At 53.6% G+C, this 15,274-nt stretch carries 12 protein-coding genes; 6 read left to right on the forward strand and 6 right to left on the reverse strand.

Going from position 1 to position 15,274, the window contains the following annotated elements; genetic code table 11:
- Positions 1 to 167: 167 nt before the first annotated feature.
- Together ACT3T7_RS14365 and ACT3T7_RS14370 are read right to left on the reverse strand one after the other, a co-directional pair.
- Positions 168 to 767, reverse strand: coding sequence for a nitroreductase family protein (locus tag ACT3T7_RS14365; protein WP_444631394.1), 600 nt, complete (start codon positions 765 to 767; stop codon positions 168 to 170).
- A 222-nt stretch (positions 768 to 989) separates the two neighbouring features.
- Entirely contained in the window at positions 990 to 4,472 is a 3,483-nt protein-coding gene (locus tag ACT3T7_RS14370) for an acyl-[ACP]--phospholipid O-acyltransferase (RefSeq protein ID WP_444631395.1), read from the reverse strand.
- A gap of 140 nt (positions 4,473 to 4,612) precedes the next feature.
- Between ACT3T7_RS14370 and ACT3T7_RS14375 the strand changes: the two genes are divergently transcribed.
- Positions 4,613 to 5,359 (forward strand): helix-turn-helix domain-containing protein, encoded by a 747-nt coding sequence (locus tag ACT3T7_RS14375; protein WP_444631396.1) that lies wholly within the window; start codon positions 4,613 to 4,615, stop codon positions 5,357 to 5,359.
- On the opposite strand, the gene ACT3T7_RS14380 is transcribed toward ACT3T7_RS14375, so the two are convergent.
- Positions 5,356 to 6,303, reverse strand: a complete 948-nt coding sequence (locus tag ACT3T7_RS14380; protein ID WP_444631397.1) for a LysR substrate-binding domain-containing protein — start codon at positions 6,301 to 6,303, stop codon at positions 5,356 to 5,358. The genes ACT3T7_RS14375 and ACT3T7_RS14380 overlap by 4 nt on opposite strands.
- A gap of 190 nt (positions 6,304 to 6,493) precedes the next feature.
- Here ACT3T7_RS14380 and ACT3T7_RS14385 point away from each other — a divergent pair, with 190 nt between their 5' ends.
- Positions 6,494 to 7,336 carry a DMT family transporter gene (locus ACT3T7_RS14385; RefSeq protein WP_225733687.1) on the forward strand — a complete coding sequence of 281 codons (843 nt, stop codon included), beginning with the start codon at positions 6,494 to 6,496 and terminating at the stop codon, positions 7,334 to 7,336.
- Between the two features lie 36 nt (positions 7,337 to 7,372).
- Positions 7,373 to 8,257, forward strand: coding sequence for a putative RNA methyltransferase (locus ACT3T7_RS14390; protein WP_444631398.1), 885 nt, complete (start codon positions 7,373 to 7,375; stop codon positions 8,255 to 8,257).
- 127 nt (positions 8,258 to 8,384) lie between these two features.
- Here the strand turns inward: ACT3T7_RS14390 and ACT3T7_RS14395 are convergent, their stop codons facing one another.
- Positions 8,385 to 8,591 carry a cold-shock protein gene (locus tag ACT3T7_RS14395; RefSeq protein ID WP_018917934.1) on the reverse strand — a complete coding sequence of 69 codons (207 nt, stop codon included), beginning with the start codon at positions 8,589 to 8,591 and terminating at the stop codon, positions 8,385 to 8,387.
- A gap of 270 nt (positions 8,592 to 8,861) precedes the next feature.
- The gene (locus ACT3T7_RS14400; protein WP_444631399.1) at positions 8,862 to 10,025 is read right to left on the reverse strand and encodes an MFS transporter; all 1,164 of its coding nucleotides are present in this window, start codon (positions 10,023 to 10,025) and stop codon (positions 8,862 to 8,864) included.
- A gap of 136 nt (positions 10,026 to 10,161) precedes the next feature.
- On the opposite strand from ACT3T7_RS14400, the gene ACT3T7_RS14405 reads away from it, so the two are divergent.
- On the forward strand, positions 10,162 to 11,049 hold the full coding sequence (locus ACT3T7_RS14405; protein ID WP_444631400.1) for a helix-turn-helix transcriptional regulator: 888 nt from the start codon (positions 10,162 to 10,164) through the stop codon (positions 11,047 to 11,049).
- A 9-nt stretch (positions 11,050 to 11,058) separates the two neighbouring features.
- Here ACT3T7_RS14405 and ACT3T7_RS14410 read toward each other — a convergent pair whose 3' ends face one another.
- The gene (locus ACT3T7_RS14410; protein ID WP_444631401.1) at positions 11,059 to 12,660 is read right to left on the reverse strand and encodes an ABC-F family ATP-binding cassette domain-containing protein; all 1,602 of its coding nucleotides are present in this window, start codon (positions 12,658 to 12,660) and stop codon (positions 11,059 to 11,061) included.
- Positions 12,661 to 12,916: 256 nt separating this feature from the next.
- On the opposite strand from ACT3T7_RS14410, the gene ACT3T7_RS14415 reads away from it, so the two are divergent.
- Positions 12,917 to 13,816, forward strand: coding sequence for an NAD(P)/FAD-dependent oxidoreductase (locus tag ACT3T7_RS14415; protein ID WP_444631402.1), 900 nt, complete (start codon positions 12,917 to 12,919; stop codon positions 13,814 to 13,816).
- Positions 13,817 to 13,995: 179 nt separating this feature from the next.
- Positions 13,996 to 15,258: a dicarboxylate/amino acid:cation symporter gene (locus ACT3T7_RS14420; protein WP_444631403.1), complete on the forward strand. Its 1,263-nt coding sequence runs from the start codon at positions 13,996 to 13,998 to the stop codon at positions 15,256 to 15,258.
- Positions 15,259 to 15,274: the final 16 nt, after the last annotated feature.

A 15,274-nucleotide genomic window follows, 5' to 3' on the forward strand; every position in this document is an offset into this window, starting at 1 on the left:
TGCGCTCGACCATACGGCGTTAAAAATCAGCTCGTGCGCGAGTCCGATCAAAATACTCATTTACACATGTAAACTCGTGCGCGAGCTCGGTCCGTTTTTTTCGCTGATTTTTGCCTTGTCTGGCCTTCGCTCAGCGACTTTTCGTACAAACCCTAAGGTGTCGCTACTTAAGCGAAGATGCGGAAACGTTCTTCGTCATCCATAAATGTCTTCTCGCCTAACGGCGCCTCATGAGAGCCGAAGGGCATTTGCGCACGCAGTTTCCAGGAAGCTGGCAGGTCCCAGGTTTCAAATACGGCGTCGTCGATAATCGGGTTATAGTGCTGCAGGCTGGCGCCGATATCGGCCTCGGCAAGGGCGGTCCAAACGGCAAACTGGGCGATGCCCGTGGCGTGTTCTGACCAGGCAGGGAAGTTGTCGGCGTAAGATGGAAACTTCTCCTGCAATCCTTTGACAACGTCCTGATCTTCAAAAAACAGTACGGTGCCCGCGCCAGCGGAAAAGCTATTGATCTTTTGCTCAGTCGGCGCAAAGGACTCAGCAGGCACGATGGCACGCAGCGTATCCATCACCAGTTGCCAGAACTTGTCGTGCTGCTCGTTGAACAGAATTACTGCGCGCGAGCTTTGGGAATTGAAGGCAGTGGGGGCCAGTTTCACCGCTTCCTTGATCAGGGAAGTGGCGTCGGTTTGACCGATGGAAATGTTTTTACCAATAGCGTATTGAGTACGACGTTGCTTGTAAATATTGATGGCTGGGTTGGACATAAAGCATTCCTCTTTTAGTGGGTAGGAGCCTTTACGAAGCAGTAATTCCATAGGACTATTAGCTTAACTTAATACACATTTGTTCTGGATGCTATAAGTAAAAAATCACTGGCTCGGATAAAAAAGCGCTTTTCCCCACGGGTAATTGGGTCTCTGAAATCAGGCGGTTCGTCCAGACACCGCCGGTTTATTCCAGTAAAGGGACCATTACTCGCTATTGGATTAATGCCGTGAGAACTGCTCGTTTTTGGCTAGTTGTTCCTGCGCCAGGTGTTTGGCGCCGGCAATATCGGGCTTGCCGGAACCCAGTTGCGGTAATTGATCAACGGTGAGCCAGTGGCTGGGAATCATTAGCGATGAGAGACCCTGGCCGCGTAGGGCCGTTCTGACAGCCTGTGCATCCAGCGGGGTTTCCGAGAGTAAGACAATACGCTCGCCCTTATTAGCATCCGGTATGTTGACCGCCATGATGGCGGTATCGGGGTCGGCAAGCGTGGCGTTAATAGCCTGCTCCACCGCGCCGAGGCCAATCATCTCACCGCCAATTTTAGCGAAGCGTGAGTAGCGATCCACAATGGTCAGAAAACCATCTTCATCCAGATAACCCTTGTCTCCGGTGATATACCAGCGCTGGTCGTCGAGATTGCACACCACCTTGGCGGTACGTTCAGCATCGTTCAGGTAGCCCTGCATGACCTGCGGCCCGCTAATCAAAATCATGCCTGCTTCGTCAGTGGAAAGCTCTTCATAACTCTCCGGGTCAGCAATTTTGAAACTCGTGCCGGGTAGCGGCATGCCAACCGTGCCTATCTTGGCCCCCCGCTGCACTTGCAGATAGTTTACATCCAACGTATCGGGAAGATTAACCGCCGCTACCGGCGAGGTTTCGGTTGCGCCGTATCCTTCATAAATCAGCTTATGAAATTTAAGCTGGAACGCGCTGCGTACGCTGTCGTCGACCTTTTCCGCCCCGGCGACCACCACTCTGATGCTATCCAGCATGAGCGGATGAACGTTGGAGCTGCGAGTGAACAAGCGCAGGAACGTCGACGTGCCACACATAATGGTTGCCCGGTGCTTGGCAACCGCTTTTGCAATACCTGCCGCATCGGTCGGGTCGGGGTGGCACACCAGGGGTAAGCCCTCAATTAACGGTAAGAACTGAGTAACCGTGAGGCCGAATGCATGAAACAGCGGAAGCGAGCCCATCATGACGTCGTTATGCTCGGTATTCAGCGCGTCGGATGTTTGCTTAACGTTCGCCATTAGGTTGCGATGGCTTAACATCACGCCTTTTGGCTGCCCTTCGCTGCCGCTGGAAAACAGGATGGCGGCGGTGGCCTCTGCATTATGTGCTCGGCAGTAGCAGAGGCGCAGCAGCCAGGTCGGCAGCAAGCGGACGCTAAGCCATGTGCCTAAGCGTTCAGCCCGGCCCATGGAGGCTTGTAGTGTTTCCAGGTAAACAACGTTTTGGTTGGCAAGTAACGCCGATACATCAAGCCCACGGGCGTTAAGTTTTTCCACGAAACGCGTAGACGTGAGAACGGTATCTATCCCGGCTTGCGAGAGGGCCGAAGCCAACGCATCGCCGCTGGCGGTGTAGTTAAGGTTGACCACCGTTTTTCCCGCCAGCAGCGTGGCCATATTGGCGAGTACCCCCGCGCTACTGGTAGGCAGTAACAAGCCGATGTTTTGCGCTTTGCTCTGCTTGCGGATGCGCTTGGCCATCAGAATACTCGCCGTGAGGGCTTTAGCGGCACTTAATGGGCGGCTGATCGTGTCCGTGAGCGTCAGCTTTCCTGGGCGGCGTTTTACGCTGCGTATCCAGGCATCCGGCAGGGTGTGCAGGTTCTCCATCGAGAGCTGCCAGGAGCGGGTAGCCTGCTCAAAGATGCGCCGTTTGAGTACATCGGCTGGGGTCTCTTTTGGCAGCGCTTGGCCAAAGACCACAACGATAGAGCGGTGTAGCGGTGCATGGCGTAGCTCTTTAAGCTTGCTGGAAGAGTGCGAGAACTGGCTGCCCCATAGCCCACGTAGATAAAACGGAACGATTTTTACGTCGGGATTGGCCATTTTGCAGGCCCGCTCATAGCCTCGGCGAAATTCGCCCAACTGCCCGGTGCGGCTGATAGCGCCTTCCGGAAACAGGCAGACCACTTCACCTGCGTTGAGCAATTCGGCAACGCTATTAAGTGCCCGCTCGGCGGCAGCGCCGCGCTCAATGGGGATACAGCCCAGTGCTTTAAAAAACCAGCGCAAATACCAGCGCTGATAAATGCTTTTAAGCATCACAAAACGCACCGGCCGAGGGCTTGCGATCTGTACCATGGCCCAATCAATCCAGCTGATATGGTTGCCCAGTAACAGCACGCCGCCCTGGGCAGGCAGGTTTTCCAAACCGTAAACATCAACGCGATAGCGGCGGGTTAGCAGAAAGCCCAGTAAAAAACGCACCAGACTTTGGGGCAGTTTTATAATGGTGTAGCCACCCCCTATCATCGCTACGCTAGCGATCACAAGTAATAAATAGTGGCTATCCACGCCCGCCAAAGCGAACAGCGCCGTGAGCACCAAAAAGCCCAGCATGGCGATATTTTGAATCCAGTTATTGGCTGCCAACACCGTGCCCAGCTCGTTATCCGCAGCGTGGAACTGGATCAGGGCGTTGAGCGGCACAATAAACAGCCCGCCCATTAAACCGATAAACACAAAATTAAGCGCTTGGCTGAGTGGCGTTGTGAGTAGCGGTAAGCACCATAAACCAACGGCAACGCCCAGGGCGCCCACCGGAATTAAGCCGGTTTCAATACGGTTGCGTGAAAGACGACTGGCCAGCACCGAACCCAGCGCAATACCGATGCCGCTAGCGGCGAGAATACCTTGCAGCACCAGCGTGTTATCAATGCTGAGCGCGGATTTGGCGTAGGCAGGGAAGGCGGCTAACAGTACTTGGCCAACAGACCAGAAGGTGGCAAGGCCGATAATCGACAGCCTTAATACGGGCTGACGCGCAACGATGCGTAGATTGTCTTTAAGCGCGCTGCCTTTTATATAGCGCTTCCAGGTCAGCGGTGTGCTGGGCGGCTGTGGGGTATCCAGCGGCAGCCGATAAAGCGCCACCACCTGAATGATGCTATTGAGCACTAATAGCCAGCCTAGCGGAGCAATTTGGCGCAGCAACTGCTCTGGGGGTTGGTTGGCCAAGGGTGTCCATGCTTCAAAGAAGGCGGTAAATACCACGGTGCCCGCCAAAATGGCACCAATGGTAACGGCCTGGACGATGCCGTTCGCTTCGGCCAATCGGGGTTTTCCAAACAGCGTCTTGACCATGCCGTATTTGGCAGGCGAGTAAAAGGCTGACTGTATCGCCAGCAGTAGCGTCATCGCAAAAGCCAGCCAAAACCAGCCTTGATAATAAGCCGCCGTAATGCCTAGTGATACCACGACCGCTGCCCACGCCGAAATGCGTAGAATACGTACTTTGGGATAGGTATCAGCCGCGTGACCTGATGGGCTAAACAGCGCAATGAACGGGAGCAGGATTAACCCGTTTACCAGCGCAGTAAGCACTATTTGGGTGGTGCCATCGTAACTTTTGAAGATCGAATTCTGAATAACGATCTTATGCCCCAAGTCGAGAAAAGCATTAAGAAAGATAGCGATGAAGTAGGGCCATGCGCCCTTCATCTGTAGCACTCTTTGCATGTTCACTAAGCCTTATAAACCCCTTTAGATGGTAGCAATCTGTCCAAACCAGGCCTTGGGTGCAACCTTGTTAGGCCAGGTTGTGTTATACGTGCTTTAAAGTATCATTATTTGCTACGTTGAGGTGTCTGGAGGCGCTTATGTCCCAAGTGGGGTGTTTAATTGATACGTTGAAGCGCCAGCTTCGTGCTCAGGGTAAAACCTATGCCGATGTGGCTCAGTGGCTGGGCCTAAGCGAGGCGTCCGTTAAGCGTCTGTTTGCTGAAAAGCACTTTACCCTAGCGCGGCTAGAGTGCATCTGTGATCAACTCAATATCGAATTTGCCGAGCTGGTACAAGCCATGCAGGCAGAAGAGCTACGGCCCCAGCAATTGACCCAGGCTCAGGAGCAGAGCATCGTTGATGATCGTGAGCTATTTCTGGTCGCTGTCTGTGTTGTTAATGGCTATAGCTTTGACGAAATTCATCATCAGTATCAGTTAAGCGAGACGGAGTGTACACGTCAGCTGCTTAAGCTTGAGCGGCTAAAGCTTATTGAGTTGCTACCTGGTAATCGTATTCGCCGCCGCGTAGCCGCCAATTTCCGCTGGCGCTCTGGCGGTCCTATTCAGCAGTTCTTCCAAACGTATATTGCGAATGAATTTTTTCGCTCACGCTTTGATGGCGAAAGCGAGCAACTGCTGGTCCTCAATGGTCTGTTGTCCCGAGCAGGCAATGACGAGTGGCAGCAGATAATGCAGCGCCTGGCCAAGGAGTTTCACAGCCTGTGCGAAAGAGAAAGTAGTTTGCCTCTGCATAAGCGCTTTGGCACTACATCGGTATTAGCGGTACGCCAATGGAAATATGCGTTGTTTCAGGACTATACGCGACAGTTGGATAATTCTTAATGATGTGGGGATGTATTTTGAAATGTCTCCGCCTCTTGGGTTATCCATTCGCTAAAGTGTGTGACCGCTTCGGGTGCGCCTCCGCTCGCCGGTAGAATAAGATCGTAAGCAAAGCGTGATACGAGCGCGTACTTCTCTTTAAAGGGACGTACTAACACACCACTAGCCAGCCGGTCGGCAATTAAGGGATAGCTTGCCAGTACTACGCCTTGGCCAGCAATGGCTTGGTCTAGCGCCAAACTATAAAGCGAGTATTGCATGGGGGTGGGTAAGTGGTGGTTTTTTACACCGACGCTATTAAACCATTCGCTCCAGCTCGGTACAGGACTGAAGGCCGGAGTATGCCGATGCCATTCAACCGAAAGCAGCGGTTGTGCCAGCAAGTCTTCTGGCACCCTAATTTTATTTTTGAAAAGCAGCGCAGGCGAGCACACAGGAAATAGCACGTCTTCGCATAATCTAATGCTATTGACGCCTTGCCACGGACCTTGGCCATAACGCAGTGATAGCTTGGCACGGTTAGGCAACCACAGTGGTGGCGTTAAATTCGCATCGGCATCAAGCGATATATTGATGCCACGTTCACGTGCTTCGAATCGATGAAGTCGAGGTAGTAGCCAAAGCTGTAAAAAAGAAGGTGGCGCGCTAATAACCAGCTCAAAAGCTTCGCTAGAGCGCTGTGTGATATGTTCCACCCCACTTGCAATAAGTGATAACCCCGCCTGCACATCGTCGAGCAGCATTTTACCCGCCTCGGTGACTAACACGCCATTGGCGTGTCGCTCGAAAAGGGTGACGCCCAACCTTGCCTCTAGCTGTTTGACTTGGCGACTAACGGCACCAGGAGTAACGCTGAGCCGAGTGGCGGCTTTTTTGAAGCTGTTTTCACGAGCAGCCTCAGAGAAAGCTCGCAGTGCATTAAGCGGTAGTCTTTCAATTTTCATAGCGTGAGTTTTACTAAGCCTAGGTCGGATAAGTAATCGTTTGTAGAGAGTTTCCTCTGCTGATGCAATAGCCGTCTTATTGCATAGCGAGGTCTACATGCGCAATCTTGAGCCAGATATAGCAACAAGGATTTACCACAAGGACGTCGTCTTTGAGCGAAAACCCCTAGGGCGAAGAGCGGCATCGTTAATGCTTCTCTTCTGTCTGATACTAGGGTTTCAGCAGGTTGCTATAAAAGGGGTGGCTGAGGAAATATCGCCACTGTCTCAAATTGCTTTACGCTCTTTGCTTGCCGCTATGCTGGTAATACCTTGCGCGCTCTGGCAAGGCATTGGTTGGCGAGATGTGCGCGCGCATTGGCGGCCGGGGTTACTCGTTGGCTTAGGTTTCACGAGTGAGTTTGTCTTTTTGGCTTGGGGGCTTCATTACACGCTGGCTTCTCACATGTCTATTTTTCTCTATACGGCGCCTATTTTTGCGGCGTTAGGACTGCATTTAATGGTTCCGGGGGAGCAGTTGGCTCAACGCCAGTGGTGGGGTATTGGCTTGGCTTTTACAGGAATGGCCATTGCGATAGCGCCCGGTCAAGCGGGCAGTATGGATACGGAAATACTGATCGGTGACATGATGGGAATAGTGGCGGGGTTATCTTGGGCAGCGACGACGGTGGTGATACGCAGAAGCTCGCTTTCTGAGCAGCCCGCTGAACTCACATTGAGCTATCAACTAAGTGTAACGGCACTGCTGCTATTGCCAGCTGCGTTAATATCGGGGCAGCTAATGAGCGCTCAGTTTACCTCAACGGTCATTTTAAGCCTTGGTTTTCAATCAATTATCGTTTCCTTTGGCGCTTTACTACTGTGGTTTTCGTTATTGCGGAGCTATCGTGCCTCGCAGTTAGGCGTGTTCTCTTTTTTAGCACCGCTTTTTGGTCTGCTTTTTGGTACCCTACTGCTCAACGAGCCTTTGAGCTTTAACTTTTTAATCGGTGGTGTGGCTATCATGCTCGGTATCGTGGTGGTAGTGCGCTAACTACTGACTCATCCTTCGCTGAAAAAAACTCATTTTATGTTATCGAACGCGTTTAAAGCGCTGGCCTGCCCGCTTGACGGCGGCCCGCTCACTCAAGCGGAAGGCGTATGGCGCTGCACGGTTGGGCACAGTTTTGATATTGCCAAACAGGGTTATGTAAACCTGCTGCCTGTTCAGAACAAGCGCTCAAACGACCCCGGTGACAGTAAGGCCATGGTGGCGGCACGGCAGCGTTTTTTGAATGCCGGGTATTACCAGCCTGTTGCCGAAGCTGTTCGTCACGCTGCCTTGAGCGATGCCTCGGAAAACGAATGGCTTAGCTGCCTGGATGCGGGATGTGGTGAAGGCTACTACTTGCGTCAATTGGCTAGCACTGAGCTGCAAATACCGCTTGCTTTGATCGGCCTGGATATTTCCAAATGGGCGGTTATGGCGGCGGCCAAGCAGAGTCGTCAACAAGAGCAGGATCATCAGCCAGGACAGGACCGTCGGCATTCAGCCACGTGGGTAGTGGGCAGTAATGCCAATTTGCCCGTGCAGTCGGCCACGCTGGATAGGCTGCTCTGCATGTTCGGCTTTCCCGTGATGAGCGAGTTTGCCAGAGCGCTTAAACCGGGAGGCTTGTTGCTGCAAGTAGAGGCAGGATCAAATCACCTGCGCGAATTGCGTGAGATTATTTATCCAACACTTAAACCTGAGCGCAATGCAGAACCTGCTGTGCCAGAAGGGTTTAGCCTGCAGGCAACTGACACGATCCGCTATCCGCTGACACTGAATGACAAAGATAGCATTGCGGATCTTTTGGCCATGACGCCGCATCTTTACCGAGCAAGTGCAGAGGGCCGTGAAAGGGCAGCAGCACTTGAAACGCTAACCGTGAGCGTTGATGTGCGGCTTATTACGTGGATTAAAAATACATAGAAGCGAGAAACGGATAGGTCGTGGGTGCGGCTTGTCTTGTTTTGCCAGGCCCAAACGCAACAAGGCCCGCCGAAGCGGGCCTTGTCAGTCAGACCCTAAGGTCTGAACAAACACTTAATAATAAATATTAAGAAGTTTGCTTGATGTTAGAAGCCTGAAGGCCTTTTTTACCCTGGGTAACGTCAAAAGAAACGCTAGCGCCTTCTTGAAGGGTTTTGAAGCCGTCAGACTGAATTTCGGAGAAGTGTGCAAACAGGTCGTCGCTGCCGTCAGAAGGAGCGATGAAACCGAAGCCTTTAGTGTCGTTGAACCATTTAACTGTGCCAGTTGCCATGATTAAATCCTTTCGCGCATAAGCGCCGTAATAAAATTCCTGGTATTACCCAGATTGAAGTAGCGGGTGAAACAAGGAATACAATATCAGGCTGCCGAAAGAATCGTACGCTTCTGAAACCATGCTGCTTGCTAACCAACTGGCGCTACATTGCCATGTTTCGCGGCACGCGTCAAAGGTTTTTTGTATTTATTTTCTAATCCAAGGCAATACTTCACTCCTGCGCGCAACAGGTCATGTCGCGATTGCTAAGTGCTTAATATTAATTGTTTAGTGACTGCGCTTGCGCATGGTGAGCTGTAATAACGCACCGCTTGCAGCAAGCGCACCGGCACTTAACGCAAGCGTCCAAAGCGGAAAGGTACTGGCAAGCATAAGCCCGCCTACCGCCGCCCCAATCGCGCTACCCAGGTAAAGCGCTGACTCGTTCAGGGCTACGGCGAGATTGCCATCGCCATGTGGTTTGCGAACGTGCATTAGTGCGTTATTTTGCGGCACCTGTAACGCCCAGCCGACGGCTCCCCATAGGGCGATAGGCACAAGCGCAAGCCATGGATGCAGAGCTGCAGCAATTAGCAGGCTTATCAGCGAAACGGCCAAGACCAGCATAATAGCCAGGACAACGCTGGAGCCTTGGCTTTTATCCACAATCGGACCAATTAAAAAGCTGCCCAAAATCCCGCCAACGCCCCAAACCCATAGATAAAGTGCCATAGAGGGAGAGCTGCCAGACGTCGATGCTGCTATAAGCGGTGAAATAAAGGTGTACATACCAAGGCTTGCTACGGCAGCTAACAGCGAGACAGCTAGAATGGTCATGGTCGCGGGGTGCTTCAAAATGACCAGTTTGCGCCGCAACGATATAGAAGGCGCTGCGGGAATATTGGGGAGCTTGTAGTACAGGCCTGCCAGGGAAATTGCGCCGAGCAGTGCAATCAGCCACATGGCTGAGGCCCAGCCCAACTGTCCGGCGAGCAACAGACTAAGCGGCACGCCAAGCACGGTGCCGCTCGCCATCCCGCCCATAATCATCGCGATGGCGTTGCCGCGCTGCGTTTCAGGTACGAGTGCCGCCGAGGCTGCAATCCCTAGCGCCAGATAAACCCCAGCTCCCACGCCAGCGAGTGCTCTCCAGGCCATCAGCATGACAAAACTTGTGGTCAGCGCGCTTGCCACATTTGCAATAACGAACATCGCCAATGCGATGATTAACCCTGTGCGCTGCTGATGACCCGGCAGGAGCGCGACCACGATGGGGGAAACCAGGCCATACGCCAGTGTAAACGCCGTTACCAGTTGTGCCGCCATGGCATCTGATACTAAAAAAGCATGAGTAATCAGGGGTATAAGGCCAGCAGTAACATAAGACGCCATCCCCAAAGAAAAGGCGCCCAAGGCAATTAAGTAAATCGATAGTCGAGAAGAAAGTGCCATTAGGCTCTCCAGTCAGGCTCATACATTACTTGGCATCCGTATCTTGCAGACGGCTCCAAGCGGTGAGGGCGCTATTCTGGAGAGGCTTTAAAGGGGGTACAATTTAACTATTTATACTATTACTAAAGGCAACAAGATGGCGGCAGTACGTTCGTTAAACCGCACCCGAACCGAGCTTGGGGAATTCCTGCGTAGCCGGCGCGAGCAGGTAACACCTGAAGAGGTTGGCTTGCCCGTGGGTAAGCGGCGGCGCACGCCTGGCTTACGCCGCGAGGAAGTCGCGGCACTCGCCGGGGTTGGGTTGACCTGGTACACGTGGCTGGAGCAAGGGCGCGATATTCGCGCCTCGGCGGATTTTCTCGACCGCCTTGCGCGTACGCTTAAGTTTGATGCCACCGAGCGGCGCCATCTGTTTTTGCTGGCGCACCAACGCCTCCCCGCTGAGCCGGGAAAAACGTGGGGCATAGTGCCGCCCTTGATACATCGTCTGATGAACGATTTACCCACTCGGCCTGCCTACGTGTTGAATTTGCGCTGGGATGTGCTGGCCTGGAACCACGCGGGTGATCGTCTGTTTGGCTTCTCTAAACACCCACCGGAGCAGCGCAATCTTCTGTGGCTACTGTTTACCGATGCAGCCACACGCGGGCTTTTCGACCCTTGGGAAGAGCAGGCCCGCCAAATGCTCGCCAGTTTTAAACGCGATGTGGCCCGCGCGCCTGAAGACCCGGCGATCAATGCGTTGATCAAAATGCTGATCCACGTGGATAAAGATTTTAAAACGTGGTGGGCAGGACAAGATATCCACGGGCCTTGCCACGGCGTTCGGCACTTTCACTTCGCGCCGTTAGGGGCGCTCGATTTTGAGCATACCTCGTTGTTGGTTGACGAAGACCGCCACCTGCGGCTGGTCTATTACGTTATTAAAAACGGCGCCACTGAAAACGACGCCGCTAGCAATGGTATGGGCAACGAAGAGGCGTTTAATCGCTGGCTTCAGGACGCTCAAACGCCAGCCTCATAATGAGTGGTTTTAGGCTTTTTCCAATACCCAGCCCTCTGGCGTAGCGCATAGGTAGTCGGTCAGCGCGAGGTTGTGCAAGAAGTCTTGGTCATGAGAGGCCACTACCAGCGCACCTGGGTAGCCTCTTAACATGCTTTCCAATGCCTGTAGCGAGGGTAGGTCGAGATGGTTGCTGGGCTCATCCAGCAGTAACAGTTGCGCGGGCGGGTCGGCATATAGCGCGCACGCCAGCGCTACCTTTAGCTGCTCACCACCGCTTAGCTTCCCGCAGGCAACGCTAATTTTCTCAGCCGTTAGCCCAAGGTGTACTAACCGTGTTCGCAGCAGGCTGGTCGGTGCTGCTCGGTTGGCTACGGTTAACTGCTCTATAGCGCTCCGGGTTTTATCCAACTGAGCCAGGTGTTGATCGAGATAGGCGCTTCTGACATGCACACGGCGTTCACCCTTTAGGGGTGGGCGCTGTTCAGCCAGGAGTTTAAGCAGGGTGGATTTACCCGAGCCGTTGGGGCCAACAATGCCTAAACGCTGCTGCCCCGTGAGGCTGAAATTAAGCTTTCCGGCAACGTAAGGAAGTGTGATATCCGTGAGCTCAGCAATGATCCGCTGGGCAGGCTGCACGGCAATGTCATGCAGCGCGATATGTGTATCTTCAGAAAGCTGCTCCCGGGCTTGCTGAATAGCGCTCAGGTGCTGGCTGCGTGTTTCTGCCTGCTGGTGGGCAAGGCGCCCAGCAGAAAGTTCGCTGCGTTCTTTTTGACGATCCAGCAGGATTTTTGCCTGATTGGCCTCATGTCGCTGGCGGTTACCACGTGCCTGACGTTGCGCTTGGCGTTCATGTTGTTGATGCAGCACGCGCTCTGCACGTTTTTTCTCTTTTTGATGGTGTTCCAGGCTAGCTTGAGCCGCTGCTTGTTCGCTCGCCTTTTGTTCGGCGTAAAAGGTGTAATTGCCGCCATAGCTGCGTAGCCCCAATGTTGACAGCTCAACGATACGTGGTAGGTGGGCGAGCAGTTGGCGGTCATGGCTAACAACCAGCAGCCCCTTGGGCCAGCGGGTTAGCTGCTCAATAAGCGCTTTTCGGCTTGGGCCGTCCAGGTGATTACTCGGCTCATCCAGAATAAGAAAGTCCGCACTCGATAATAGTACGCCGATCAGGGCAATGCGCATGGCTTCACCGCCGCTTAATGTCGCCGCTGGGGTTGTCGATTCAAGGTGGGCAAGGCCACTGTATTCAAGCTCGCGCTGTAGCGTCTGGCGGATATCCCATTGATCGCCTAGTGCATCAAAGTCTTCGGTGTTCGTGCTGCCCGCCTCAATGCGGGCAAGTGCCGCTAACGTAGTGCCCAAGCCTGCCAGGTCGGCTACCGTGCCGGATACCTCTTGGGTAACGCGTTGCGATAAATAGCGCACTTCACCTATGCGAAGGCAGCGCCCTGTTGAGGGTGTGATGTCGCCAGCCATTAGCCTGGCCAGCAGCGTTTTACCCACGCCATTGCGCCCCACCAAGCCAGTAGGCGTTGTATCGAAGGTTTCCGTTAGCGCGGAGAACAAAACGTGACCGTTGGGCAGCGTATAAGAAACGCTATCGAGCGAAATAAACGTCTTTGTCATGGGATGTACCTATCAATGCCAAACATTCCCCTTTCAATAAGGGACGGAGAACGTGGCCGTCGGAAACAGGACGGCAGCATTAATAGCGCATTGGACGAATACCTTTAATCTGAGGGAAGGCCACTAGCCTAGTCAACTTATGTTGCTTTTCCAAGGCCTTTGCCGCGCTATCTGCCTGCTGATCTACACTTTCTGACAAGGATTTTGTATCTCGCTAGATACGCGCAATAGGCACTCAATGGAAAGAGAGCAAACCATGATGTACGACGTGGCAATTGTAGGCGGCAGCTATGCCGGGATGGCCGCTGGGCTGCAGCTGGCCCAGACACGGCGCCATATAGTCGTGGTGGATGCTGACCAGCCGCGTAACCGCTTTTCCGCTCGGTCGCGGGGGTTTTTGACGCAGGATGGTAAGTCGCCCGAGGACATTGTGGCGGCAGGCTACGCGGAACTGGCTCAATACCCGACAGTTGACTGGCACAAAGGGGAGGTTGAAACGATTGTCGGCGAAGTTGGCGACTTTACGCTAACGCTTGCCGAGCCACGGGCAACGGCGTCGTCATTTCGCGCCCGTCGCGTTATTCTGGCCGCTGGCGTAGACGATGATCTTCCCGCGTTGCCAGGGCTTAAAGAGCGCTGGGGCACGCATGTTTTTCATTGCCCTTACTGTCATGGTTTTGATCTAAACCGTGGGCATATTGGTGTGTTGGCCCATTCAGCAGCGGCGATGCACCTTGCGCTGATGCTGCCCGACTGGGGCAAAACAACGCTATTTTTGAACGACGCGTTTGCGCCTGATAAGTGGCAATTACAAAAACTCGACGAGCGCGGTACGCATATCGAACATGGCGCTGTTGAACGCCTGGCAGGGGAAGGCGTGAAGGTAGTAATGGCCGATAGCCGGGTATTTCCCCTGGAGGGGCTGTTTGTTGTCACTCAAACGATCCCCAGCACGCTGGCGCTGCGCCTTGGGTGCGAAATTGAGACCACGCCGCTGGGGCGTGTTATCAAAACCAGTGCTGCCCAGGCAACCTCCGTGCCTGGCGTTTTTGCTTGTGGTGACATTGCACGGCCAGTGGGTAACCTTTCGCTTGCCGTTAGCGACGGCGCCTTGGCTGGGCAGGCAGCGCACCATTCGCTGGTATTCGATTTATAAATCAGGCTTCAATGGCGCAGTAGAGGAGCCTCTTTCAATGCCAATCAGCGCAGTCCCCAATACATGTGCTTGTATCGCGAGCCTGAACCATCAGGCAGCAGCTGGAGGTTTACTGGCTCCGTAGGGTGACGTTTTCAGTTGGCGGGCTCTAATAAGCTTTCTGGGTAAAGGTGACTAACATGATGGCGCTTTTGAAAGGGTATATGCGCTCTTCGTTGATTCTACGTGTCACGATCGCATTGCTGTTGGGGGTAGTGGCGGGGTTGTTGGGTGGAGAAACCATCACCACTTGGCTGGGGCCGGTCGGCGACCTACTGCTGCGTCTGCTGACGTTTCTAATTGTACCTATTGTACTGTTTACGCTGATGGTCGGGGTCAACCAGTCAACGGTGGGTGGCGTCGGCCGTGTTGGTCAAAAGGTGCTGCTGTATTACCTGGCCTCTTCCGCGTTCGCAATTGTGGTGGGACTATCGGTGGCCTCACTACTTAATCCAGGCAGTGGCATGACGCTGGATGACAGTGCGAGCTTCTCTGTGCCGGAGAATCCGGGACTCGTTGATGTACTGCTTAATATCGTCCCGAACAACATTATTGGCGCGTTGGCTGACCAGAACCTGCTCGGCATCATTTTTACCGCGTTGGTATTCGGTATCGCTTTGATGAAGGTGCGCCAAAGCGAAACGCACGGCAAAAGCGCCGAGCGGTTGTATGAAATGATCGAAGGCTTGAATGCCGTGACGCTGAAAGTGATGTCGGGCGTGCTGCATGTCGTACCGATTGGGGTGTTCGCTATCGTGGCGGAAACTGTCAGCCAGCAGGGGTTTGAAACGCTGCTGTCATTGGGTGACATGGTGATCGTGCTTTATATCGCCCTGGCCGTTCAACTGGCGATTTACTGCGTCATTATGCGTCTTTTTGGAGTAAAGCTGCGCCGCTTTTTTCGGGAGGCTCGCATGCCGATGGCCACGGCGTTTGCCACGCAAAGTAGCGCGGGCGTGCTGCCACTGACCATGAATGCCGCCCGCCGTATGGGTATCGCGCAAAGTGTGTATGGGTTTAGCCTGCCGCTGGGAGCGACCATGAACATGGATGGCGCGGCGATTCGGATCGCTATTTCCGCGGTGTTTGCTGCTAATGTGATCGGCGCACCGCTGGATCTTGCCAGCATGGCTCAAATTGTCGTGATCGGTACGCTGATCTCAGTTGGCACTGCGGGCGTACCGGGGGCGGGTATCATCATGATTGCCACCGTGTTTGCTCAGGTAGGGCTGCCGATCGAAACCGTCGTACTGTTAACTGCTATTGATGCGTTGGTAGGAATGGGCGCTACCGCTCTGAATATAACCGGCGATTTAGTGGGCACGGCAGTGATCGCCAAAAGTGAAGAAGGCAAACAGAAAGACGTGCCTTTAGACGATATCTCTTCCACAGTGAAAGAGTAACGAGCAAGGCCATTAA

Origin of the sequence: Halomonas sp. 111 (assembly GCF_052379685.1) — a bacterium.
In the GTDB taxonomy this organism is placed as follows: domain Bacteria; phylum Pseudomonadota; class Gammaproteobacteria; order Pseudomonadales; family Halomonadaceae; genus Vreelandella; species Vreelandella citrativorans.

Excerpts from the sequence above, each read along its gene's own strand:
- ACT3T7_RS14395 (WP_018917934.1), bottom strand. The coding sequence starts at position 8,591 with ATGGCAACTGGCACAGTTAAATGGTTCAACGACACTAAAGGCTTCGGT.
- ACT3T7_RS14365 (WP_444631394.1), bottom strand. The coding sequence starts at position 767 with ATGTCCAACCCAGCCATCAATATTTACAAGCAACGTCGTACTCAATAC.
- ACT3T7_RS14420 (WP_444631403.1), top strand. The coding sequence starts at position 13,996 with ATGATGGCGCTTTTGAAAGGGTATATGCGCTCTTCGTTGATTCTACGT.
- ACT3T7_RS14405 (WP_444631400.1), top strand. The coding sequence starts at position 10,162 with ATGGCGGCAGTACGTTCGTTAAACCGCACCCGAACCGAGCTTGGGGAA.
- ACT3T7_RS14385 (WP_225733687.1), top strand. The coding sequence starts at position 6,494 with ATGCTTCTCTTCTGTCTGATACTAGGGTTTCAGCAGGTTGCTATAAAA.
- ACT3T7_RS14410 (WP_444631401.1), bottom strand. The coding sequence starts at position 12,660 with ATGACAAAGACGTTTATTTCGCTCGATAGCGTTTCTTATACGCTGCCC.
- ACT3T7_RS14380 (WP_444631397.1), bottom strand. The coding sequence starts at position 6,303 with ATGAAAATTGAAAGACTACCGCTTAATGCACTGCGAGCTTTCTCTGAG.
- ACT3T7_RS14390 (WP_444631398.1), top strand. The coding sequence starts at position 7,373 with ATGTTATCGAACGCGTTTAAAGCGCTGGCCTGCCCGCTTGACGGCGGC.
- ACT3T7_RS14400 (WP_444631399.1), bottom strand. The coding sequence starts at position 10,025 with ATGGCACTTTCTTCTCGACTATCGATTTACTTAATTGCCTTGGGCGCC.
- ACT3T7_RS14415 (WP_444631402.1), top strand. The coding sequence starts at position 12,917 with ATGATGTACGACGTGGCAATTGTAGGCGGCAGCTATGCCGGGATGGCC.
- ACT3T7_RS14370 (WP_444631395.1), bottom strand. The coding sequence starts at position 4,472 with ATGCAAAGAGTGCTACAGATGAAGGGCGCATGGCCCTACTTCATCGCT.
- ACT3T7_RS14375 (WP_444631396.1), top strand. The coding sequence starts at position 4,613 with ATGTCCCAAGTGGGGTGTTTAATTGATACGTTGAAGCGCCAGCTTCGT.